At 66.4% G+C, this 23218-nt stretch carries 11 protein-coding genes; 4 read left to right on the forward strand and 7 right to left on the reverse strand.

Annotated features, from left to right (window positions below; genetic code table 11):
- Nucleotides 1-498: 498 nt before the first annotated feature.
- The gene (locus ACZ6YV_RS40050) at nucleotides 499-1473 is read left to right on the forward strand and encodes a right-handed parallel beta-helix repeat-containing protein (RefSeq protein ID WP_465514611.1); all 975 of its coding nucleotides are present in this window, start codon (nucleotides 499-501) and stop codon (nucleotides 1471-1473) included.
- An 89-nt stretch (nucleotides 1474-1562) separates the two neighbouring features.
- Nucleotides 1563-2522, forward strand: a complete 960-nt coding sequence (pip, locus tag ACZ6YV_RS40055; RefSeq protein WP_465514612.1) for a prolyl aminopeptidase — start codon at nucleotides 1563-1565, stop codon at nucleotides 2520-2522.
- 714 nt (nucleotides 2523-3236) lie between these two features.
- On the opposite strand, the gene ACZ6YV_RS40060 is transcribed toward pip, so the two are convergent.
- Nucleotides 3237-3704, reverse strand: coding sequence for an SUKH-3 domain-containing protein (locus ACZ6YV_RS40060; RefSeq protein ID WP_465514613.1), 468 nt, complete (start codon nucleotides 3702-3704; stop codon nucleotides 3237-3239).
- Between the two features lie 5 nt (nucleotides 3705-3709).
- Entirely contained in the window at nucleotides 3710-13276 is a 9567-nt protein-coding gene (locus ACZ6YV_RS40065) for an RHS repeat-associated core domain-containing protein (protein ID WP_465514614.1), read from the reverse strand.
- Nucleotides 13277-13716: 440 nt separating this feature from the next.
- Between ACZ6YV_RS40065 and ACZ6YV_RS40070 the strand changes: the two genes are divergently transcribed.
- Nucleotides 13717-16707, forward strand: a complete 2991-nt coding sequence (locus ACZ6YV_RS40070; RefSeq protein ID WP_465514615.1) for a PQQ-dependent sugar dehydrogenase — start codon at nucleotides 13717-13719, stop codon at nucleotides 16705-16707.
- Nucleotides 16708-16755: 48 nt separating this feature from the next.
- Here the strand turns inward: ACZ6YV_RS40070 and ACZ6YV_RS40075 are convergent, their stop codons facing one another.
- From ACZ6YV_RS40075 to ACZ6YV_RS40095, 5 genes are all read right to left on the reverse strand, one after another.
- A complete protein-coding gene (locus tag ACZ6YV_RS40075) occupies nucleotides 16756-17562 on the reverse strand; it encodes an ABC transporter permease (RefSeq protein WP_378240562.1) in 807 nt (268 codons plus the stop codon).
- A 9-nt stretch (nucleotides 17563-17571) separates the two neighbouring features.
- Nucleotides 17572-18456 carry an ABC transporter permease gene (locus ACZ6YV_RS40080; RefSeq protein WP_465514616.1) on the reverse strand — a complete coding sequence of 295 codons (885 nt, stop codon included), beginning with the start codon at nucleotides 18454-18456 and terminating at the stop codon, nucleotides 17572-17574.
- 80 nt (nucleotides 18457-18536) lie between these two features.
- A complete protein-coding gene (locus tag ACZ6YV_RS40085) occupies nucleotides 18537-19742 on the reverse strand; it encodes an ABC transporter substrate-binding protein (RefSeq protein WP_465514617.1) in 1206 nt (401 codons plus the stop codon).
- Nucleotides 19743-19768: 26 nt separating this feature from the next.
- On the reverse strand, nucleotides 19769-20860 hold the full coding sequence (locus tag ACZ6YV_RS40090) for an ABC transporter ATP-binding protein (protein ID WP_465514691.1): 1092 nt from the start codon (nucleotides 20858-20860) through the stop codon (nucleotides 19769-19771).
- Nucleotides 20861-20880: 20 nt separating this feature from the next.
- Nucleotides 20881-22302, reverse strand: coding sequence for a gamma-aminobutyraldehyde dehydrogenase (locus ACZ6YV_RS40095; RefSeq protein ID WP_465514618.1), 1422 nt, complete (start codon nucleotides 22300-22302; stop codon nucleotides 20881-20883).
- A gap of 158 nt (nucleotides 22303-22460) precedes the next feature.
- On the opposite strand from ACZ6YV_RS40095, the gene ACZ6YV_RS40100 reads away from it, so the two are divergent.
- Nucleotides 22461-23204 carry a FadR/GntR family transcriptional regulator gene (locus ACZ6YV_RS40100; RefSeq protein WP_465514619.1) on the forward strand — a complete coding sequence of 248 codons (744 nt, stop codon included), beginning with the start codon at nucleotides 22461-22463 and terminating at the stop codon, nucleotides 23202-23204.
- The last annotated feature ends 14 nt before the right edge of the window (nucleotides 23205-23218 follow it).

Consider the following 23218-nt stretch of genomic DNA (forward strand, 5'->3'; position numbering starts at 1 on the left):
AGACAACCCCGAACACGGGACGTCAGTGGCTTTCCGAGCCAGACCCTGCCAGGCCTCCATCCACACACATCATCATCACTGTGGCTTTCGCGACATGCTCGCGACCAGCAGCGGCACCGTAAAACTCGGCTGGCCTGAGACGGAGGGGACTTTCCCTCGCCCGACCGGCGAAGACCCCAGATGAACACCTCGGTCCGACCCGCACAGTGGCCTTACCCCTCACCAGCACACCGTCAGTAAGCATCGCTACGCGGAGTACAGGGTGTGTGGAAATCGGGACACTCAACGTCCCGATTTCCACACACCCCCGCATCCGCCGGAGGCGATAGCAAAGGTCCCTTGCTCTCTTTCGAGGTGGGCCTAGCAGCGCAACCCTCCTTTCGTCGTTCACGTATATGAACTTCAATCATGTCCTTGACTCTCGTTCGTAAAGAGGCTTAACGTCTAGCCCGTCGCCGCCACGACAGAGCTTCGATCCCTCGACGAGGAGGACCACGGATGCGTGTTCGTGAGCGGGTTCTGGCCATCGTGACCGGCGCTGCCCTGCTGTCGGCACTGACGGCGTACCCCGCACAGGCCGCGACGGTCCGCGTAGGGACTTCGGAGCAGCTGTCGGCGGCGCTCGCTTCGGTCACTCCGGGCACCGTCATCGAACTCGCGGCCAACACCACCTTCGCGGGCAACTTCAAGGCGGCGAAGGGTGGCACCTCCGGCAGCCGCATCACGCTGAAGGGTCCGCGAAGCGCGGTCATCAAGGCCTCGGCCGGGCGCACGCTCGAGCTCACCGGCAGCTACTGGAACCTGACCGGCTTCACCCTCACCGGTGGCCAGAAGGGCCTGATGGCGACGGGCGTCAAGAACACCGTCGTCGACGGCATCAAGGTCATCGGTGTCGGCCACGAAGGTATCCACTTCCAGTACACGAGCACCGACAACATCGTGAAGAACTCCGAGGTGACCGACACCGGCCGCGAGTTCGCGGGCTACGGCGAAGGCATCTACTTCGGTTCCGCGAAGGGCAACTGGCCCGGCGGCACGCCCGACCGGAGCGACCGCAACAAGGCACTGAACAACAAGATCGGCCCGAACGTGCGGGCCGAGTCGATCGACATCAAGGAAGGCACCACCGGCGGCGAACTGCGCGGCAACGTCTTCGACGGGACCGGGCAGAGCGGCGAGCACTTCGCCGACAGCTGGGTGGACCTGAAGGGCAACAACTACGTGGTCGCGGACAACCGGGGCAGCAAGGTCTTCGTGCACGACGCGACCTACGGCGGCTTCGAGGTCCATGTCCAGCTCGACGGCTGGGGCCGCGACAACACCTTCTCCGGTAACACCGCGGACGTGCAGTCCAGCTACGCGTACGGCTTCTATCTCGTGAAGGCCGCTACGGGGAACAAGGTCTGCGCGAGCAACAAGGTGACCGGCGCCGGAAAGGGATTCGCGAACGTGGCCGCCACGGCGGGCTGCTGACGCGATCGAAGACCGGGGGCCCGCTCAGCCCGGCGGCGGGGGCGGGCCCCCACCCTTCGTTCACTCGCTGATTCGGGCATGGTGTCGGTATGGACGATTTGTATCCGCCCATCCACGTTCGCGCCGAAGGCCTGCTCGACGTCGGCGACGGACACCGGATCTACTGCCAAGAGGCCGGGAACCCGGACGGCAAACCCGTGGTCGTCCTGCACGGAGGCCCTGGTAGCGGCATCTCTCCCATGGCCAGGCGGCATTTCGATCCCGATGCCTACCGGATCATCTTGTTCGACCAGCGCGGCACCGGCCGCAGCACTCCGCACATCGGCGAGCCGGACGTCGACCTGTCGGCCAACACCCTCTGGCACCTTGTCTCGGACATGGAAAGGCTGCGCGAACGGCTGAATCTCGAAGAGTGGCAACTCTTCGGCGGCTCGTGGGGCGCGACCCTCGCGCTCGCCTACGCCGAGACCCATCCGAGCCGCGTCACCGAGATCATCCTGCGCGGCGTCTTCACCGTCCGGCGTAGCGAACTCGACTGGATCTACGGCGGCGGCGCCGCGAACCTCTTCCCCCGCGAGTGGGAAGCCTTCCTCGCGCCGATCCCCGAAGCGCGCCGCGGCGACCCGATGTCGGCCTACCGCGAACTCGTCTACCACCCCGACCAGGTGGTCCGGGAGCGCGCCGCCATCGCCTGGAGCACCTGGGAAGGCGCGATCGTCTGCCTGCGCCCGGATCCGGCCTTCCACAACCAGTACGCGTCGCCCGACTTCGCTGTCACCTTTGCGCGACTTGCGCTGCACTACTTCTGCCACGGGGCGTGGCTTGAGGAAGGGCAGCTGATCCGGGAGGCCGGGAAGCTGTCGGGGATTCCTGGCGTGATCGTGCAGGGGCGGTACGACGCGGTGTGCCCGCCGGCGACGGCCTACGAACTGCACCGGGCTTGGCCGGATTCGAAGCTGGAGCTCGTCGAAGCGGCCGGGCACGCGGTGACGGATCCGGGGATGCTGGCCGGGCTTCGGGACGCGACGGACTCTTTCCGACCGATTTGACCAAGGCCCCTGAGTCGAGGTGCCCGCGCCTGCCAGGCAGCGAAACCTGGAACTCCTGCAAGCGTCACGGTACTGCGAAGGCCCCGCCAGTCCAGCTGGGCGGAGCCTTCCTTCGCCCTCGTTATCTAGGCAATCGAGACAACATCCGCGCGAGTTCCTCCGGAAACTCCGCCATGTGCGGTTCGGGACAAACCTCGGCGAGCCAGTTTCGATTGCAAGTTCGCTTTCAGCTGAACAAATTCGACGATTACTTGACATTGCCCACAACCTGAAGGCGGAGCCTTAAAGGTAAATGGCTGACACGGTCCGCCAACTCCTACCGAGGGCAAACATACGATTCCCGGTAATCACAGAGCCCTTCAAGCCATCCCGAAGTGTAGCCACCTTGAACAACTTAAAGCTCCACGCCTGACACAAGCCGCTCAGACTGTTTGATGGCCAATTCGCTGATCAAAATTCGATCCGAATATCAATCTCATCAAGGGAGCCCGAGCCATCGACACCATGGGGACGCCCCGGCGACCAGGACGACGATCCTGACGCCCCACCCGCCACAGCCGTCGTCCGCTGACGTTGCCGTCAAATACCGCAGAGCCCTCATCGACATCCCTGTCGATGAGGGCTCGTGTGCGGTTTTCAGGGTTCTGAATCGTCAGCCGAGAGGGTGTCGTTTTCTGAAGAACCCAAGTTCATCAAGACTGCCGCGCATCCTTCTCACTGAAGCGTCCACTCACCCAATGAAATTGGTCGAATCCCAGCCCTCATCATCGAGAACATTGCATTGCGATCTTCCCCATATTGATAGACCGATGAATCGAACCCCGCATAGAACCTTCCGTCGTTTCCCGAGTACACGGTCAGATGGAAGCTGTCCACGCCAATCGGGAATAGAGGGGTGTCAGCCACCTCTGCGCATCGGCGAGCCACCTCTGCATCACGGGTGGTGCAGACCGCGGACGGATCAAAATTCGTCCAACTTGAGATCCTCTCCCCCGCGATAACGAGGGCTGGGAGATGGTCGATCCTTAGGTCAAGATATTCACCCAAGAACTTCCTTGCCTCCTCATGACAGGCGAAACCGACACGCTCCAGACCCGCCACGATGGCATCCGTCTCACGGCGAAACCCAGCCCCCTCCCAGCCACACGACCTGAGGAATTTCTCCAACTCCGACTCGCACATCCTTTTCACCTCGATAGGTCTGTCGCTCCACGCCGAACAAGAACACTCTGACAGGATAAGCACGCGGCTTCTGAGGCACCCGTGGCACTGCGAACGGTCAAGAACTCGATGTCACTCAGCCGCAGCGAGCGCCCGACTTGATCCTCGAAATCAGCTCCATGTTCGGCGATTAGAGTATTGCAGGCCCGGATCTCGGCACAGTTATCGGCTCCGCGGCCAGCGATCTGCCCACCATCCGCAAGAACAGAATCAATCTCGGGCTCGAAATAGGCGGGGCGAGACGTATGACCAGAGTGACCTGTGGAAACCATATCCGTACCCCGGAACCGAGCTGCCGCGCTCATTGTGGCGTCCGCGGGCGCCGATTGCGCTGCTGCTCTAGCCTCACGTCCGCAGTTGTGGGTGAGGACGGGTGTCTGACCTGCAACAACGAAGTATGTGTGGTCGGTGTCGACGGTCAGGTTGTAGACCCGCCGGGTCTCCGACCACGACCGCGTCCCCGTAACCGTCGCATCCCGGTGATCCCCGGTCTCAAGCCGATGACCAGCCTTCAGATCGACGGCGTTCGACCACCGCTTCTCCGACTCGACCCAGAACGGATGCTCATCCGTCGCCACCACGGACCCACGATCGGCACCACTCGCGACACCGACCTCGACCAACGTCCGCTGACTCGCATGCGAACGGGCATCCGTCACCACTCGGACAGCGGTACGCCCCGTCGTCGGATCCTTCGCCAGGACCTTGTCCCCGACCTTGACGTCCTTGATCGGCTTACGAGACCCGTCGCCCATCACCACCAGCGTGTTCGGATCGAAGCTGTTCTTCCTCACACAGCTCGTGGCCGCCCCATCCGACGACTCGTCGTGATGCTTGCCCCGCCCCTTGTTCCGCCCGGTCAAACCACCCAAGGCGGAAAGAGCGTCCTCCGGAGAGACACCCGACTGAGCGATCTCCGACACCGCCGTCACGGTCTCGGCGACGTTCTGGACGACGTTCCCGTCTCCGACCACCTGCTTCTTGAAGAAGTCGAATACCTGGCCGGAGTCCTGCACATTGGCCTTGAACGACTGCACGATCCGAGCGGGAACCAACGGCGACGACGACACCAGATCGGTGCCCTTGAACACCGGCTTCAACGCCGCCTTCAGCGTCGGGATCGGGTTCTTCTTCGCCGTCTTCTCCGCAGCGCCCCGGGCGGCGGCCGCGACGGCCTTCTTCTTCGCGAGGATCGCTGCGGCACGCCGGGCAGCAGCCGCTACGGCCGCTTTACGAGCAGCCGCAGCGGCGGCCTTACGTGCGGCCGCGGCAGCGGACGCCTTGCGAGCGGCGGACGCGGCGGCGTCACCGGCGGTTCGACGGGCCGCCCCGGCGACGTCGTCGCCATAACGACGACCGAGATCGATGGCGTCGTCGGCGTATCGACCGGCCCGGCGGCCGCCGCCGATGAAGTCACCGGCCTTGCGTGCCCACTTCGCGGCTGTCGCGGCGTTGCCACCGAACGGGATGGCGCCCGCGGCGGACCACGCGGCGTTCTCCCAGTCACCCTCCACCGCGTAGATCGCGGCGTTGGCGAGGTCGGCGATCTCGCCGATGCCGGGGATCATGCCCGCCACGTCCAAGGCGGTGTGCACGATGCCGCCGGCCTTGTCCCACAGGTCACTGAACCAACCGTGACCGTCGGGATCGAAGTAGTTCAGCGGCGAGCCGAGGACGTAGGAGTACCGGTTCGCGCTGATGGACGGTGAGAACGGCAAGCCGATGCTGTCTCGCGAGGCGAAAGTGCCGGAACCCGGCTGGTACCACCGCGCACCCATGTTGACGTTCCCGTTGTCGGGGTCCGTCCAGTCACCCTGGAAACCGACCGACCGCGTGGCACCGGTCGACGCGATCCGCTTGCCGTACGGGTCGTACGCCGTCGAGTCGACGACGCCACCGGACGCGGGCGCCAAGGCTCCGACCACATCGCCGTGCCGGTCGGAAAGCGTGAGCCGGGAATCGGAACCCTGCGAGAGCGAAAGCAAGGAACCGTCGGGTCCGCGGCCGAACCGTGAGACACCGTCGCTGACCGCGTCTTGTTCCATCCCCGAGTACGAGAACTGCTGCCCGCCTCGGGTCGAGAGGCGATCGAAGTCGTCGTAGGTGTATTCGGTCGAGTCGAACTTGGTCAGCCGGTCGAAGGCGTCGAAGGAGTACTTCTCCTCCTTCCCGGACGACGTACGCGAGCTCAGTGAACCGCGCGGTGAGTACGCGTAGGTGTAGTCGCCGTCGGCGAGGACCCGGTTCCGTTCGTCGTAGGTCGCGTTCTTGTCACCCGCCTTGACGCGGTTGCCCGAGTCGTCCCAGCCGTACTCGGTCGACTTGCCCGAGGGGTCGGTCCAGGAGAGCATCCGCCCCTGGAAGTCGTACGAGTAGCTGTTCTGACCCGCCCCGGCGAGTCCGGCGGTGGTCTTCGTCTTGACCCGGTCGTTCGGGTCGTAGGTGTAGGCGATCGACGAGAGAACCGTGCCGTTCGCTTCCTTCAGGACGTCGGACTTCGGTCGTGCGAGGTCGTCGTAGTCGTAGGTCCTGAGCCTGCCACCGCCGTAGTCGACGGTCTTGACCTTCCCCGCCTCGTTGTAGCGGTAGGCCAGCCGGCCGCCGGTCGCGCCGTCGGTGACAGTGTCCAGCCGTCCCTGGAGGTAGCCGAACCGAGCGGTGCCGGCCGCATCCGTCCGGGTGATGACGCGCCCGGCGTTGTCGTACTCGAAGGACGCCGCGCCGGAAGTACCGGTCGCGGTCAGCAGCCCGCCGCGGTCGTTGTAGGTGTAGGCGTTACTCCCCGCCACCCGCAGACGGCCGTCGGCGTCGTAAGTGCGCGACTTCGAGACCGTGGAGACCTCGGCACCGGTCCCGGATTCGGTGAGCATCCGGTTCAGCGCGTCGAACGTCCGGTCACGGTTGACGTTCCCGGGCGCGGTCAGCCGGGTCGCGTTGCCCGTCGCGTCGTAGGACTGTGTCCAGGTTCGATCCGCGGCCGCGGGGTGGGTGGCGGTGGACGGCTCGACCACCGACTCCGGCAGGTTCAGGCTGTTGTAGGTGAAGACGGTCTTGTTCGACCGTCCGTCGGTGAACCTGGTGCGGTTCCCGGCGGCGTCGTAGCCGAAGGACGTCGTGATCGTCTTCCCGTCCGCGACCGGCTCGACCTGGCCGGACAGCCGGTTCGCCGCGTCGTAGGTGAACGTGGTGACGCGCTTCTCCCAGTCCTCCGACGTCCGCATGTTGCCGGCGAGGTCGTAGGTGAACTTGCGCTCCCGCAGCTTCGGCTGCGAGCCCGTCCACTGGCCGTCGACGTCGAACTCGGAGACCACGCGTCCGGCCAGGTCGTAGTCGAGCCGTTTCGTGGCGCCCGCGCCGTCGGTCGCCCGGACCAGCCGCCCCTGCCGGTCATAACCCCGTTTCGTGGTGACCCCGGCCGGGTCGACCGTGGTGATCAGCTGGTTCAGCTTGTCGTAGGTGTTCCGGCTCGTCTCGCCCGCCGGGTTCTCAGTGGACACGACGTTGCCCGCGGCGTCGTATCGGTACTTGGTGGTGTACGCGGCGGGTTGCGGGTATCGCTCCACCGACGTCGAGGTGGCCTTGCGTCCCAGCTCGTCGTACGTCGCCTCGACACGGGCGCCGGTCGACGAAGTGGCGGACAGGGGTAGCCCGGTCATGGTGTACGAGTACTTCGAGACCCCGGCGGCCGTGCCGTCGTCCTTCGGATCGTGCCGCTCCAGCAGCCTGCCCAGCTGGTCGTAGCGCAACTCGGTCGCGTGCTGACGGGCGTCGATCTGCTTGATCACCCGTCCCATGGCGTCGTAACGGATCTCCTTGGTCGGCGTGATCGGCGCCGTGGCGCCGGGCGGGGTGTACGACGGCAGACTCGCCTTCACCAATTGACCGAGCTTGTCGTACTGCGCCGTGGTGATCCGGCCGAGCGGGTCCTTCGTCTGCGTGACCGAGCCGAAGGTGTCGTAGCCGGTGATCATGGTCGCCTGCGCGTCCGACGGCGCGCCGCCGTTCGACTCCACGCGGACTCGCGGGCCGGTGGCCAGGATGGGCCTGGCCAGCTCGTCGTACTTCATCGTCGTGGCGTACTGGGAGGAAGGCGGGTTCCCGCGCGGATCGGTGACCGACGTCGGCATGCCGCGCTCGTCGTAACCCCAGGTGGTGTTCAGTCGTTCCGGACCATTGTGGACGGTCTGCTTGATCCGCTGGCCGGAGGCGTTGTACTCGAACTCGGTGATCTCGGCGGTGTTCACCTGCCCGCCGCCGGTGTTCGAGGGGAAGCCGGCCTTCTCGGTGCGGATGACGTTGCCGCTGCGGTCGTAGGCGAACCGCGTGCTGCGGTCGAGTCCACCGGCGTCCTCGACCGACTGCGTGACCCGGTTGACCGCGTCGTAGTCGTAGGTCGTGGTGCGGTTGCCCGCCGTGGTCTGTTTGATCAGGTTCCCGGCGCCGTCGTAGCCGTTGTTCTCCAGCACGAGGTCGCGGACATTGCCGGTGACCGGATCCCGGTAGCCCTCGGCCACGACCTGTGCGACCAGATCGTTGGTGTAGTAGCTGTTCCGGGTCATGCGACCCATCGCGTCCACGTGCAGGGTCTGCCGCCCGGACTCGTCGTACCGGAAGGATTCGAGCACCGTCGGCTTCGAGTTCCCGGGATCGGTGTCGCCTTCACCGTCGCCGGGACGGCCGTCCCCGTCGGCCGGGTCGACGACACCGCCGTGCCAGTCGTGCAGGCGGACCTCGGCGACTTCGTTGCGGGCCGTGTAGGCGTAGGACTTCTTCACACCACTCGCGTCGATTTCGAACATCCGGTTGCCGAAGACGTCGAAGCCGTACCTTGTCTCCTTGCCCTCGGGGTTGACGAGGTGCACGAGACGGCCATGGTCGTCGTATCCGCGAGTGGTGACCCGGCTCGGGTCGCCGCCGAGGAGGTCCGAAACCTCCTCTCGCTCGATGTTCCCGTCCTTGTCGTAGGACGTGACCGTCCGTGCACGATGCTTGACGCCGTTGACGGCGTTCGTGGTCTCGGGTCCTGTCTCGACCCTCACCCGCGAAAGCGCGTCGTATTCGTAGGTGGTCGTGATGCCGCCGGGATACGCGTCGACGTAGATCGTGGAAGAGGTCCGCCGTCCGGCGCTGTCGTAGACGAACCGCGTCCGCATTCCGGACTCTTGCTGGATCTCGCCGAGATCTCCGGTGCTGTAGTACCGGTAGTTCGTGTTCTCACCCGTCGGGCTGAGCGTCGACAGCAGCAGGTCGGCCGGCACCTTGTTGGGGGTGTTGATGTCGAGCGGCTCCTCGGTACCCGTGGTGTACCGATGCACGACCTCGCCGCCGTCGGGCATCTTCTGGCTGGCGAGGTCGCCCTTGGCGTTGTACAGGTACGTCGTCAGATACCGGTCGTCCTGGGCGTTCGCAGACCGTCCGTCGCGGCTCCAGACGACTTTGTCGTTACGCGGGTCGAGCGGGTTGTCCGGGCTGAGGTGATAGCCGAAGTACTCGGTCTGGCACTGGCCGGGCAACAGGCAGGTCCGCTTGCTGATCACGTTGCCGCGCGGATCGAAGCCGAGCGTGACCTTGCTGAGGTTCTCCGAGACGATGGTGTTCTGGTTGCCGGCGTCGTCGTAGTCGTAGGTCCGGATCCCGTAACCGGCTTCCGCGGCGGGCTCACCGGACCGGTCTTCCGGACGGACGCCGAGCCCCAGCGGGGTAACCGTCCGCAGGATCCGGCCTCGAACCGGGTCGTAGTCGAAGGTGTGGTTGCGGTTCGCCGGATCGGCGAACTGGACGGTGCGGATCAGGTTGGTCTCCGCACCCGTGATCACCGGCACGCCGAGCCGCCAGGTCCCGCCGTTGCGGTCGGTGTAGTTCTTGACCCGCTCGCTGACCGTGTCGTACTCCACCTCGGCGGCGATCTTGCCGCTGGGCATGGTGATCTTGCTGAGCCCTTCGGACGGCTGAGCGGCCTGGAACTGTTCGCGGACCGCGTTGTCCCCCAAAGGTTTGCTGTAGACGGCGACCTCGTCGATCGCGCCGGTGAAGTAGCCGTGGTCGTTGGCGGGCTTGGCGGGCCAGTTACCGGAGACGAAGCCGGCGCCGACGTAGGTCTTGGTCTGGTTGCCGTGCTCGATCACGCCCTGCTTCGTCGCGACCTGCGCACCGTCCAGATAGAGCCATTGCGTCGCCAGCGAGCCGGAAAGCACCACGTGGTGCCATTTGTTGTCGTTGACTACACCGGCGGTGCTCATCGGCGCGGTCGTGCCGTCCGCGAACTGACCGTAGAGCTTCCCGTTCGTCCCGACGTACAACGCCGGGGTGTAGGCGTTCTGCAGCGCGCCCGAGATCTCGTTCTGCTGGTAGCCCAGCAGGACACCGGCGCCGCCGGTCTTGAACCAGAGCCCGACGGAAAGATCCCTGCTCTTCTTGATCGCCCCGTCCGGGAGTTGCAGCACCGACGAGGAACCGTTGAAGGTCGCGGCGGTGTCGGCCGAACCCGGCACCGCTCCCGCCGCGCCGAGGACGACGTTCTTGTACTTGCCGTTGTCCTTGCCCCGGTTGAGCACCACCTGGCTGACGGCGGCGTCGCCGCTCTGATCGCCCAACCGCCAGTACCCGTCCGGCGCCGTGTCGTTGACGACCGTGCGGAACCTGGATTGATCGGCGTAGTCGTACCGGGTGACGTTCGCCAGGGGATCTTCGACCTTGGTCAGCCGGTTGCCCTCGTAGAAGTACTTCCAGTTCCGGATCTGCCCGCTGACCTCGGTCGCGAACACCTCGGCGACCTTGCGGTTCTCGATCCGGAAGACCAGTTGCCGTCCACTGGCCAAGTCAAGGGCGCGGGTGAGGGCATCACCCTCCCAGTAGATCTTCACGCCACGCCCGACGCCGTCGGTGTAGCCGGTCACCTTGCCAGAGGAGTCGAAACGATACGTGGTCGCCGTTTTGTCGGTCAGCGACCAGCCGCCGTCCGATTCGGACTTGAACCCGGCGTACCGGCCCTGCGGTGGCGCCCAGCTGCCGTCCGGGTTCGCACCGAACCTCAATTGCTGGCCGTCGGGATAGGTGACGAGGGCGTTCCCCGCGTAGTCCCGGGCCACGCGCATGTCGTACTTCGTCGCCCACCCCGTGCCGAACCAGTGGTCGCGGCGAGGGTCCAGGGAGTTGTAGGTCCGGATGACGCTCAGACCGGGGCCGGCGGTCGGCATCTGGACGTCGACCGCGCTGGAGTAGTAGTTACCGACCATCGGGTCGAAGTCGCGATCGGATCCGCTGTGCGGGGTCATGGCCATATGCGAGGTGATGGCCGGTTGCGGGACGGCGCTCAAGATGGCGCTGAACGGTAGCGCTTCGCTCTCGCTGTTGCCGTCGAACGCGAACGAACGCCAGAGATAGATCTTGTTCCAGAACAACTTCTTGTCCGGGATCGTCCAAGTAGGACTGTTCTGGTACTCCGAGCTGAAGCACTTGATCGGAGTGTCGTCCGGGCCTTTCTCGCACACCTCGAACCGGTACTTCAGGGTGCTGCCCGCCGGCGGGTCGATGTCGACACCGCTCGCCCACAGCTGCGGGGTCAGGGTCTGGACGGAGGCGCCGTTGGGCGGGTACTGCTGCTTGATGAACGGCGGCACGTCGTACACGTCGAGCCCGATCCGCGCGGGCGCGACCTGGTGATCGGTGAAGTAGTCATCGGGTTTGCGGAGCATGCTGAAGTCGAGGAGGTAGCTGCCCACCCCGATCTCTTTGATCTCCGCGTCGAGGGTCACGGAAGCGCCTCGCGCCACGTCACCGGGGAGCTCGGCGGCGATCCGTGACACGACCAGGTTCCCGCTCCGGTCGTAAGCGCGGTAGCCCAGGGCGAAGTCGTTGCGCGACCAGGCCTGCGCGCCGCGGTTGGTCACGGTGATCTTGACCTTGCCCGGAGTCGCGCGGGTGACCGGCGGTTCCGGGGTGGCGCGGTCGACGCGGTATTCGGCGTTGTAGGGCGAGTGCGTGATGTACAGGCGCGGCGGGTTGGCCGTGCCGAAGCCGGTGAAGCGCTTCCACGCCGCCGGGTCGGTCGGCGCCTGAAGGGCGAGACCGTGGTTCGGGGCACCGCCCGCCCACTGCTGGACGAGGTCGCGGCCGCCGACGCCCAGGTCGATCAGTTCGTGCGCGGTCGGGCAGTTGGACCTGGTCGCCAGCGGCGCCATGTACCCGTGCGAGAAGACCCCAGTGCCCAGCGCGCCGCCGGTCGGCGGCGTTCCGGAGGAACCCCAGTCCGCGGTGACCGGATGCACGGTCATCGGCCTGGGCGTGCAGGAACCGGACCAGAAGTTCGTCAGCTGCAACTGGGCGGCGAAGATCCGGTTGTCCTTCAGATCTCCGCCGACACCGCCGAACCTCAGGTAGCTCGAAGCGGTCTTGCCACCACTGCGGCCGATGCGCAGTTCGCCGAGGTTGGTATACCGGGTGCCGTTCTCCACCACCAGGTTGCCGGTACTGACCGACTCCTTGACCACGGTGGGATCCACCTGCACGGGGTAGACCCTTGCCGGGTCGCGCAGCCACGCGGAATCGAGTTCCACCCGCAGGATCTGTTTGCCGTCACGGTTCCCGAGCCGATAGATGACGCCTTGGGAGGTCGCGGGTTCACCGCTTTCCTGACGACTGGAGTCGATCATGTAGCCGGCCGGCACACGCATGGCGACCACGCCGGCCTGGTCGGCGAAGACCACCTGGCCGTCGACGATCTTCGCCTCGAGGCCCTTCAGGTCCAGCGCGAACTCCCAGGCGTGGGGGGCGTCGGGATTCTTGAGGACGAACCACTCCTTGGCCGCGCCCGCGGTGAACTCGACCCGCATATCGGCGTTCGGCAGGACGTCGGGGTAGCCGACCGCGCTGCCGTCCGCGTGTCCGGCCGTCGCCCGCGCGCCGAGCAGGGTGAAGGCGGCCTCGTGCCCGGAGCCGTCGCTCACCCGCATCGAGCCGCTCGTCTGTCCCATGTGGACCTGAAGCTCGTCGCCCGCCTTGCGCCACCCTCCTGCCTGCTCAGGCACGGCGCGGGTGTCGACGGGGCCGAAACCGCCCTCTGGCAGCGGGAAGTTCAGGGGATCCTGGCCGTAGACCGTGGTCTGCGTGCCGTCGGGGTTGTCATAGGCGCTGCTGTTCGTGGTGCGCCGCTGAGGGATTTCCTTGCTGGCCCGCGCGTCGAAACCGCGGACCTGGGTGGTCGGCGGCGCCACGGCCTTGGCGCTGCTGCGCTTGTCGGCGGCGGGCTCGGGGAAGGTGAGCGGCGGGTACTTCGACTGGAGCGAAACGGCGTCCGCCCGATTGACCGCGGGAGCGGCGGCATTGTCGGCGGTCGGCCGGTCCGCGACGCCTTCCGCGGATCCCGACTCCTGCTTCGGCGCGTCCGCGACCGCGGTCGCGGACGCCTCGTCTGACGACGGGAAGCGCAGCGAAGCCGCCGGGCCCAGCGTCGCCACCAGTGCGACGATCAGCAGCAACGCGAGCGTCGCCCGGAGTCTTGCGCGCAGGACAGGTCCACGACGGATCCGCTTCATGACTTCCCCCCTTGGGATGCCCACCCAGGACAGCCCTCGGCTCCTTCAGAGCAAGTTCGGCGAGTTGATATTGCTGGGCCGCGAGAAGTCCAGCAAGGCCTTTTACCGATTTTGGGCCGAATGGCCGTGACCGAATGGGCATTCGCACATGACCGATCGGCCATCGAACTTACGTTCGACAAAAAGAATTGAGCGTTAGCCGAAGATGATCTAGATCACAAACTTCGCGCTCGCCGCTCGGATCACACTTTCGGTCGAATGACGGCGCCCTGACCAGCCGCTATCGTCCGGCGTGCTCATAGTCAAAAACGAGGGCGCTGGGGGCGGAAGGTCGCGTCGCGTTACAGAATGAGCAACTCTGTCGCGCCGTCGCGGTTTTTTGTGCGTTCGTGAGCACTTTCCGCGCATGGCACTCTCCGTATTCGGAGAAGGAAGGTCCAATGGGGACTCGAAGATCCCTTGTCGTCTCCGCGGCCGCCACGATGCTGCTCGGCACCGTGGTCATCACCACCGCGCCACCGGCACTGGCCGCGCCGGTACTCCCCACGGGGTTCGCCCTGATCGACACCCCCACCGGTCAGCAGGCCGGAGACCTCACCGACGCCGCCTATCTGCCGGACGGGAGCGCGCTGACCACCGGCCGTCTGGGGTCGGTCAAGCTGGTCCCGCAGGACGGCCAGCCCGTGCAGATCGCCTCACTTCCGGTGCATACCACCGGTTCGCTCGGCCTCACCGGCATCGCCGTGGCGCCGGACTTCACCACCAGCCGAACGGTCTATACCACTCGGGCCGTCGCGACCAGTACGTCCACTCAGGTGTTCCGGCTCAGCAAATGGCGGGCAGACGGCTTGGGCGCGCCGACGGGCCTCGTGGACGAGACCTCGGTCCTCGAATTCCCGGTCAACTCCGACAGCAAGGGGATCCAGGACGTCGTCGTGGATCCCGGCGGGGACGTCCTCTGGGTCGCCACCGGGGACAACGCGGCCGTTCAGGCGCCGGCCGGTGCGACCAAGGACAACGTGGACAAGTTCGCCTTGAAGGCGCTGGACCCGGCCCAGCCGACGGGCAAGGTGCTCCGGGTCGCCACGGACGGCAAGGGAGTGGCGGACAACCCGTTCTACGACGTGGGCGCACCGGCGTCCTGGCGCAGCCGCAACTACACGAGCGGACTTCGCGATCCCAGGATCGCGCTGGACCCGCGAGGCGCCGTCGTCGTCACCGACATCGGGTGGGCCGCCCGCAGCGAAGCGAGTCTCGCGCTCCCCGGCCAGAACCTGAAGTGGCCGTGCTGGGAGGGAACCACGCGCGCACCCGGCTATCGCGACCTCCCGGAATGCGCGAACGTCGCGAACACCGTACCGATCAGTGAGGCCGCGCAGGGCGCTACGGACACCCTCGTCGGCGGGGTCGCCTACACCGGGACCTCGTACCCCGACGTATACCAGGGTCTTCATTTCGCGGCCAACAAGAGCGGGCACACGCTTTCGACCTTCGCGTTCGACACCGGGGGCAAGACCACCCAGGCGCTCACCACGATCGCTTCCGACATCGGTGACCCGGTCTCCGTCCTGAACGCGCCGAACGGCGACGTCGTGCTGGCCGACGCGGCCTCGTCGACGTTGCGAAGGCTGAGCTTCAAACCGGCGAACAGGGCTCCCGCCGCGGCGTTCACCGGAACCGTGACGCCGGGCACGAAGAAGATCTCCCTCGACGCGGGCGGATCGAGCGACCCGGACCTGGACTCCCTCGGCTACCAGTGGACCTTCGGGGACGGCACCACCGGCAGCGGCCGCGTCGTGGAACACATGTACTCGGCGACGGACGCGGTGACGGTCGGGCTCACGGTGAGCGACGCGCACGGTGCCGTGACGACCACCAGCCAGATCTTCCTTCCCGGCGAGGCCACTCCCGTGCTCTCGCTGTCGCCTCCCGGCCCGGGCACCGTCTTCCAAGGCGGTGAAACGGTTTCCTTGAGCGCTACGGCCGACGATCCGGCCGATGGACCGCTGTACGTGAAGTGGCGTGCCGACCGGGTGCGCTGCCCCCAGAACAGTGCCTGTGAAGTCACCACACTGCGCACCGGCACGGGCCCCAGTCTGTTGTTCGCTTTCCCGAACGAGACCGACACCCGGGTCGTGGTCACGGCGACCGCGGAGAACGGCCGCAACATCCTCACCAGCCAGCGGTACACCGCCAACCCGCGGACGGCCCGGCTGGCCGTCATCGGCACCCGTCCGGCGCGGATCCAGGCCGGTGTGAACGGGAGCACCAACCGGCTCGTGACCGTGAACTCCTCCGTCCAGCTCACCGCCCCGGCCAAATCCCTCGACGCGGCGAATTTCACCAAGTGGCTGGACAATCAGAGCACCGAGCCGATCCGGCAGGTGCAGATGCCGACCGCGGGGCTCACCCTCCGCGCGGAGTATCAGACCCCCATCCAGAAGCGGTACGCCGACGAGGCGCCTCTGCGCACTCTGGTGGGTACTCCGGTGGGGCTGGAACTCGTCGAGGGCGACGGACACTGGCAGCTGTACACCTCGGGCCGGCTGTATTGGACCGAGCAGCACAACGTGAAGGCCGTCTCCGGGCAGATTCTGACCAAGTACGTCGCGCTCGGGGCGCACTCGTACCTCGGGTATCCGATCACGGACGAGTTGCCCGCCCGCACGGGCGGCGGCCGCTACAACGATTTCCTGGGAACTTCGACCAGCGGTGACGCCTCGATCTACTGGACGTCCAGCATCGGGGCCATGGCCATCTACGGCACCATCCGCGTCAAGTGGAAGGAGCACAACTCGGAGTTGGGGCCGCTCGGCTTCCCGACCACCGATGAGCTTGGGACACCGGACGGGATCGGCCGGGTCAGTCACTTCTACAACAACAATGCCTCGATCTATTGGACCGCGGCGACCGGCGCGCACTACGTGATGGGCAGTATCTGGCAGAAGTGGCGTTCGCTGGGCTGGGAAGCGTTCTTCGGTTACCCGACCACCGACGAGATGACCACGCCGGACGGGATCGGCCGGTACACCCACTTCAGCGGGAACGGCTCGATCTACTGGACGCCGTCGACGGGCGCCAACGAGCTGCACGGATCGATCCGTGACCGCTACAAGGCGCTCGGCTGGGAAAGCGGAATGGGCTACCCGAAAACCGACGAGTCGGGGACGCCAGGGGGCACCGGGAAGTACAACCACTTCGTCCAGGGTGCCTTCGAGCACTCGATCTATTGGCGGTGGGGAACCAACGAGGCCTGGGAGGTCAAGGGCAAGATCCGGGAGCGCTGGAAGGCTCTCGGCTGGGAGACCTCGTATCTCGGCTTCCCGATCACCGGCGAGTACAACACCCAGACCGGCAAGCGCAGCGACTTCCAAAACGGCTACATCACCTACAACGGGTCGACGGGAGCAGTCGAAGACCGTCGATACTGAGTGACCTGAAAACGCCGGTGCGGTTTCGAGCCGCACCGGCGTTTCGCTTTACAGACGCCCACCCGAAGTCGTGTCGCCGGAAAGCCGTTGCGCCAGATAGACCGGGATCGTCGACGCGAGGATCAGCACCGCCGCCACGACGTTGACGATCGGCGCTTGGTTCGGCCGGAACAGGTTGTTCAGGATCCAGATCGGCAAGGTCTCCAAGCCGGTCCCGAGGGTGAAGGTCGTGACGATGATTTCGTCGAATGACAGCGCGAAAGCCAGCAGACCACCGGCCAGCAGGGCCGAACGCAGCATCGGGAAGGTCACCAGGCGGAACGTCGTGAGCCCGTCGGCACCGAGGTCCATCGACGCCTCTTCGAGGTTGCCGCCCATCCGGCGCAGGCGCGCGACGACGTTGTTGAACACCACCACGATGCAGAACGTCGCGTGCGCGACGATCGCGGTGAACAGGCCGAGGTCGATGCCGAGGATCGTGCGGAACGCGTTGTTCAGCGCGATACCGGTGACGATGCCGGGCAACGCGATCGGCAGGATGATCAGCAGCGACACCTGGTTGCGGCCGAAGAAGCGGTACTTCTGCAGCGCGAACGCCGCCATCGTGCCGAGTACCAAGGCGATCGCTGTGGCCGCGAGTCCTGCTTGGACACTCGTGCCGAGCGCTTTCAGCGCGCCTTCGTTCTCCGCGGCGCGGCCCCACCATTCGAGGGTGAAGCTCGACGGCGGCCAGCCGAAGGTGGTGTCCGCGTTGAAGGAATTGAGCAGTACCACCAGCAGCGGGAAGTAGATCACCGCGAGCCCGAGCACCAGCGCCGCGAGCAGGAGGTACTTGGTCGTCCGGGATAGCCGCATCGCGCGCTCCTACAGGTTGTCCAGCGCGCCCGTGCGGCGCACGGCGGCGAGGTAGGCGAGCATGATCACCACGGGCACGGTCGCGACGGTGGCCGCGAACGGCAGGTTGTTGGCCGCGCCGATGTTGTCGTAGACGACGTTGCCGAGCATCTGCGAGGTGCCGCCGACGATCTTCACCGCGATGTAGTCGCCCAGCGACAACGAGAACGTGAAGATCGAGCCGGCGACGACGGCCGGGAACGTCACCGGCAGCACCACCGAGCGAAAAGTCCGGAACGGCCGTGCGCCGAGGTCGCCCGACGCGTCCACCAAGGAGTTCGGCAGCCGTTCGAGGCCCGCGTAGATCGGCAGGATCATGTACGGCAGCCACAGGTACGACAGGGTGATCACGGTCGCGAGCACGCCGTAGCCGGGGGTGTCGAGGCCGAACGGGTTGAGCAGCCAGTGCAGGACCCCGTTGCCGGACAACATGGTCCGCCACGCGTAGGCCTTCACCAGGTAGCTCGCCCACAGCGGCGTCATGACGGCGATCACCAGTAGCCGCCGAGCCCTCGGGGAAGCGAATTTGGCCATGTAGAACGCCATCGGGAAAGCGATGACCGCGGTGATCACCGTGACCAGCGCGGCGATCCCGACCGTCCGGAGGGTGATCGTGCGGTACACCGCGTCGCTGAACAGGGTGACGAAGTTGTCCATCGACCATTCGGTCACGACCTGGCCGGTGAAGACGTCGGTGCTCCAGAACGCTGTCACGAACAACGCGGCCAGCGCGCCGAGATAGGCGAGGCCGAGCCACAGCATCGGCGCGGACAGCAGGATGCCCAGTCGCAGCTTGGGTTTGCGGTACAGGAAGGCGGAGGCTTTCCGCCTCGGCGAATCGAGGGTGGTCGTCATCGTCTCCACCTTGCGAGGGATGGGACCGGGAGCGGACGGCGTTGGGGGGCACCACCGGCCGCTCCCGGAGTTCGGGGAGGTCAGCCCTTGATCTCGGTCCAGGCGCGGGTCCACTCGCCGTAGTCCTTGCACTTGACGTCGGTGCGGCCGTCGAGGCACTGCGTGATCGGCGTCGTCCAGTACTGGATCTTCGAGGCGTACGCGGCGTCACCGGCGTGGTAGGTGTCGCAATGCGTCTTGTCCTTGGTTTCGGCGCACGCCTTGGGGTTCGAGGGCGATTCACCGAAGTACTCGGCGACCTGGGCGTTGGCCTTCGGGCTGACGATGTGGTTCAGCCACTTGTAGGAGCACGTCTTGTGCGGCGACTTCGCCGACACCATCCAGGTGTCCGACCAGCCTGTCGCGCCTTCGGACGGCAGCACCGATTCGACCGGCGCGCCTTCGCTCTTGGTCAGGTTCACCGTCACCTGCCAGGCGGTGCCGAGAACGGCGTCGCCGCTCTTGAGCGCCTGGCTTTCCTTCAGGTAGTCCGACCAGTACTCCCCCACCATCGGACGCTGTTGCTTGAGCAGGTCGACGGCGGCCTGGAACTGCCTGTCGTCCAGGGCGTACGGGTTCTTGATGCCGAGTTCCGGCTTCTTGTTCTGCAGGTACAGTGCGGCGTCGGCGATGTAGATCGGCGAGTCGTAGGCGGAGATCTTGCCCTTGTAGGGGCTGTTCGGGTCGAACATGACCGACCACGACGTCGGTGGCGGGGTCACCTTGTCGGTGCGCCAGGTGAGCAGGTTCGCGCCCCAGCCGTGCGGAACGCCGTAGGCCACGTTGTTCACGCTGTTCCACGGTCGGTTCTTGAGGAAGCCGAAGACGTCCGCGTAGTTCGGCACGAGGCCGGTGTTCACCGGTTCGACGTCCCCGGACGCGATGAGTCGCAGCGAAGCGTCACCGGAGGCGGAGATGACGTCGTACTGTCCGGTCTTCATCAGGCTCACGGCCTCGTCGGAGGTGCCGAACGCCTTGACGTTGACCTTGCAACCGGTCTCCTTCTCGAACCCGGTGACCCAGTCGACGGCCGGGTCGTTCGAGCCGTTTTCCGCGTAGCCGGGCCACGCCAGCACGTTGACCTGGCCCTCCGGCTGGCCGAGTTGCGCGAGCGCGTCGAGTTTCGGCGGGGTGAAGCCCTGCCCGCCGGGCGCGGCGGTGTTCGAGCTGGATCCGGAAGTTCCGCAGGCGGCCACGAGCAGGCCGGCGCCGAGCAGGCCGGCGAGCGCGAGTTTCCTGTTCTTCATTGAACAACCTTTCGGTACTGGGGAGGCTAACCGGCTTCGGGGACGCGGAAGCTGTGTTCGTGCCGCCAGCTCAGGCGGACGCGGCCGCCCTCGAAGTCCGCGGGCTCGGCGGTGTTCTGCCGGACCACGGAGAGCTGGCCGCCTGCGTCGAGCGTGACCTCGTAGCGCACGGTCGCGCCGGCGTAGACGGTGTTGGTGACAGTGCCGGTGGCGCTGGTCTCGCCGACGTCCGCGGACTTCGAGAGATCGGCGTCGATGCGGATCTTTTCGGGGCGGATGCTGAACACACCGGGTTTGCCGATGATGTTCTCGGCGCCGCCGCCGCTGAGCAGGTTCGAGGTGCCGACGAAACCGGCGACGAACGCCGACGCGGGCCGCTCGTAGACCTCGACCGGGGAGCCGACCTGTTCGATGCGGCCGGCGTTGAACACCGCGATGCGGTCGCTCATCGTCAGCGCCTCGTCCTGGTCGTGGGTGACGAAGATGAAGGTGATGCCGACGTCGCGCTGGATCTGCTTGAGCTCGGTCTGCATGGTGTGGCGCAGTTTCAGGTCGAGCGCGCCGAGCGGTTCGTCGAGCAGGAGCACCTTCGGCCGGTTGACCAGTGCTCTGGCGAGGGCGACGCGCTGACGCTGGCCGCCCGAGAGCTGGTCTGGTTTGCGCTCGCCGAACTCGCCGAGCCGGACAGTGTCGAGAGCCTCCTTCGCGCGCTGACGCCGCTCCGCGCGGGGGACACGTTTCACCCGAAGGCCGTACTCGACGTTCTGCTGGACGGTCATGTGCGGGAAGAGCGCGTAGTCCTGGAAGACGGTGTTGACGTCGCGATCGAAGGGCGCGAGGCGGCTGACGTCGCGGCCGTGCAGTTCGATCGCGCCCGCCGTCGGCAGTTCGAAACCGGCGATCATGCGGAGCACGGTCGTCTTGCCGGAGCCGGACGGGCCGAGCATCGAGAAGAACTCGCCGGGCGGGATGTCGAGGTCGACGCCGTCGACCGCGTGGACCTGGCCGAACTCCTTGCGCAGCCCGCGCAGCCGGATCGCCGGGTCCCCGCCGCCGGAGGTGATAGCAAAGGTCCCTTGCTCCCCCTCGGCGGAGGCGGTGGGCGCTTGATGAGGCATGGCGTGCCTTTCGGTGGTCGTCACAGCGCGCTCATCACGTGCTTGACGCGGGTGTAGTCCTCGAGGCCGTAGAGCGAGAGGTCCTTGCCGTAGCCGGACTTCTTGAAGCCGCCGTGCGGCATTTCGGCGACCAGCGGGATATGCGTGTTGATCCACACGCAGCCGAAGTCGAGCTTCCCGGCCAGCCGCATCGCCCGCTGGTGGTCGGTGGTCCACACCGACGACGCGAGCGCGTATTCGACGCCGTTGGCCGCGGCGAGCGCTTCGGCTTCGGAGCCGAACCGCTGGACGGTGATCACCGGGCCGAAGACCTCCGTCTGGCTGATCTCGTCGTCCTGGCAGACGCCGGAGATCACCGTCGGTTCGTAGAAGTACCCCTCGTCACCCTGTCGGCGTCCTCCACAGTGGACTGTCGCGTGCGCGGGCAGCCGGTCGACGAAACCGGCGACCCGGTCCAGCTGGACGGCGTTGTTGAGCGGCCCGTAGCTGACCGAAGTGTCGCCGGGTTTGCCGGTGGTGGTCGCCCGCGCCTGCCGGGTGAGGGCCGCGACGAAGGTGTCGTGGACCTCGGCGGCGACCAGGACCCGCGTCGCAGCGGTGCAGTCCTGGCCCGCGTTGAAGTACCCGGCGGCGGCGATGCCTTCCGCGGCCGCTTCGATGTCCGCGTCGGCGAAGACCACTACGGGCGCTTTGCCGCCGAGCTCGAGGTGTACGCGCTTCACGTCCTTCGCCGCCGAAGCGGCGACTTCGATCCCGGCACGCACGGAGCCGGTGATGGACACCATCGCGGGGATCTCGTGCTCGACGAGCGCCCGCCCGGTGTCGCGGTCGCCGCAGATCACGTTGAGCACGCCGGGCGGCAGGAATTCGGCGCAGATCTCGGCGAGGAGCAGCGTCGACGCGGGGGTCGTGTCGGCCGGTTTGAGCACCACGGTGTTCCCGGCGGCGAGCGCGGGGGCGATCTTCCAGACCGCCATGAGGAGCGGGTAGTTCCACGGCGTAACCTGCGCGCACACGCCGATCGGTTCTCGGCGCACGAAAGAGGTATGCCCTTCCATGTATTCGCCCGCCGACCGTCCTTCGAGGACACGCGCGGCACCCGCGAAGAACCGCAACTGGTCGACGATCATCGGCAGTTCTTCGGCCGCGGTGAGCGCGATCGGCTTGCCGGTGTTCGCCGATTCGACGAGCACGAGGCCGTCCGTGCGCGCTTCGACGGCGTCGGCGATCTTCAGCAACGCGAGCTGGCGCTGCGCGGGCGTGGTCTCACGCCAGTGTTCGAAAGCGGCGGCCGCGACCTTCAGCGCGCGGTCGACGTCCTCGGGACCGGCGACGGCGGCGGTGCAATACGGGCGACCGGTGGCGGGATCGACGATGTCGGCGACCACGCCCGACGCGGATCCGGTGTACTCACCGCCGATGAAGTGCTTCAACTGCTGCACGAGAGCTCCAGGAGCCTGGGGGCGTGAGGCGATAGCAAAGGTCCCTTGCTCCCTTGTGGGGCGGCGAGAGAGCTAAAACATATAAGTCCAGATGTTAAATGACAAGACGATGGGGCAAGATTGGTTCCATCGGGTAGTAGTTCGGGCGAAGGGCCACCATGCGCAAGGGGTTGTCGCACAGCGCGCGATCGGCGATGTTCGCGCCGCTCGACCAGATCGGCCGGGCGGAAGCGGTCACCGCGCGGCTGGTCGACGCCATCACGCTCGGGCTGCTGGCCGACTCGGAACAGCTGCCGAGCGAAGCCGAGCTGGCCGCCCAGTTCGGCGTCTCCACCGTGACAGTTCGCGAAGCGCTCGTGGCCTTGCGGCAACAGGGGCTCGTAGAGACACGTCGCGGCCGAGGCGGCGGAAGCTTCGTGAAGACGCCTGCCAACCCTTCGACCGCTTCGTGGCGAGAGCGCCTTCGCACGGTCTCGCTGTCCGAACTCCGTGACGTCGGCGATCACTACCTCGCCATCGCCGGCGCCGCGGCCAAACTCGCCGCCGAGCGGAGTTCGCCCGAAGACATCGAGCGGCTCGAACTGGCGACCGAGGACATCCGCACCGCGACCGGCACGGAGGCGTCCCGCGCCGAGCGCCAGTTCCACCTCGAAGTCGCCGCGGCCGCCCAGTCGCCGCGGCTGACCAGGGAGGAAGTGCAGCTGCAGAGCGAGCGAGGCGGGCTACTCTGGCTGCCGCTCGAACCGCAGGGCACCCGGGAAAACGCCTACGCCGAACATCGCGCGATCACCGCCGCCATCGCACAGGGCGACGGCGAGCTGGCCAGAAAGCTCACCGAGGAACACATCCTCGAGGCCATAGACCGGCTGGCGGACGTGCATTTAGACCTTCTGGCCCCTTAAGCTGCGGCATCCGC

Source organism: Amycolatopsis sp. NPDC102522 (assembly GCF_055584485.1).

Coding starts and splice junctions, on each gene's coding strand:
- ACZ6YV_RS40085 (WP_465514617.1), bottom strand. CDS start 19,742: ATGAAGAACAGGAAACTCGCGCTCGCCGGCCTGCTCGGCGCCGGCCTG.
- ACZ6YV_RS40100 (WP_465514619.1), top strand. CDS start 22,461: ATGCGCAAGGGGTTGTCGCACAGCGCGCGATCGGCGATGTTCGCGCCG.
- ACZ6YV_RS40075 (WP_378240562.1), bottom strand. CDS start 17,562: ATGCGGCTATCCCGGACGACCAAGTACCTCCTGCTCGCGGCGCTGGTG.
- ACZ6YV_RS40060 (WP_465514613.1), bottom strand. CDS start 3,704: ATGTGCGAGTCGGAGTTGGAGAAATTCCTCAGGTCGTGTGGCTGGGAG.
- ACZ6YV_RS40080 (WP_465514616.1), bottom strand. CDS start 18,456: ATGACGACCACCCTCGATTCGCCGAGGCGGAAAGCCTCCGCCTTCCTG.
- ACZ6YV_RS40070 (WP_465514615.1), top strand. CDS start 13,717: ATGGGGACTCGAAGATCCCTTGTCGTCTCCGCGGCCGCCACGATGCTG.
- ACZ6YV_RS40090 (WP_465514691.1), bottom strand. CDS start 20,860: ATGCCTCATCAAGCGCCCACCGCCTCCGCCGAGGGGGAGCAAGGGACC.
- ACZ6YV_RS40065 (WP_465514614.1), bottom strand. CDS start 13,276: ATGAAGCGGATCCGTCGTGGACCTGTCCTGCGCGCAAGACTCCGGGCG.
- pip (WP_465514612.1), top strand. CDS start 1,563: ATGGACGATTTGTATCCGCCCATCCACGTTCGCGCCGAAGGCCTGCTC.
- ACZ6YV_RS40050 (WP_465514611.1), top strand. CDS start 499: ATGCGTGTTCGTGAGCGGGTTCTGGCCATCGTGACCGGCGCTGCCCTG.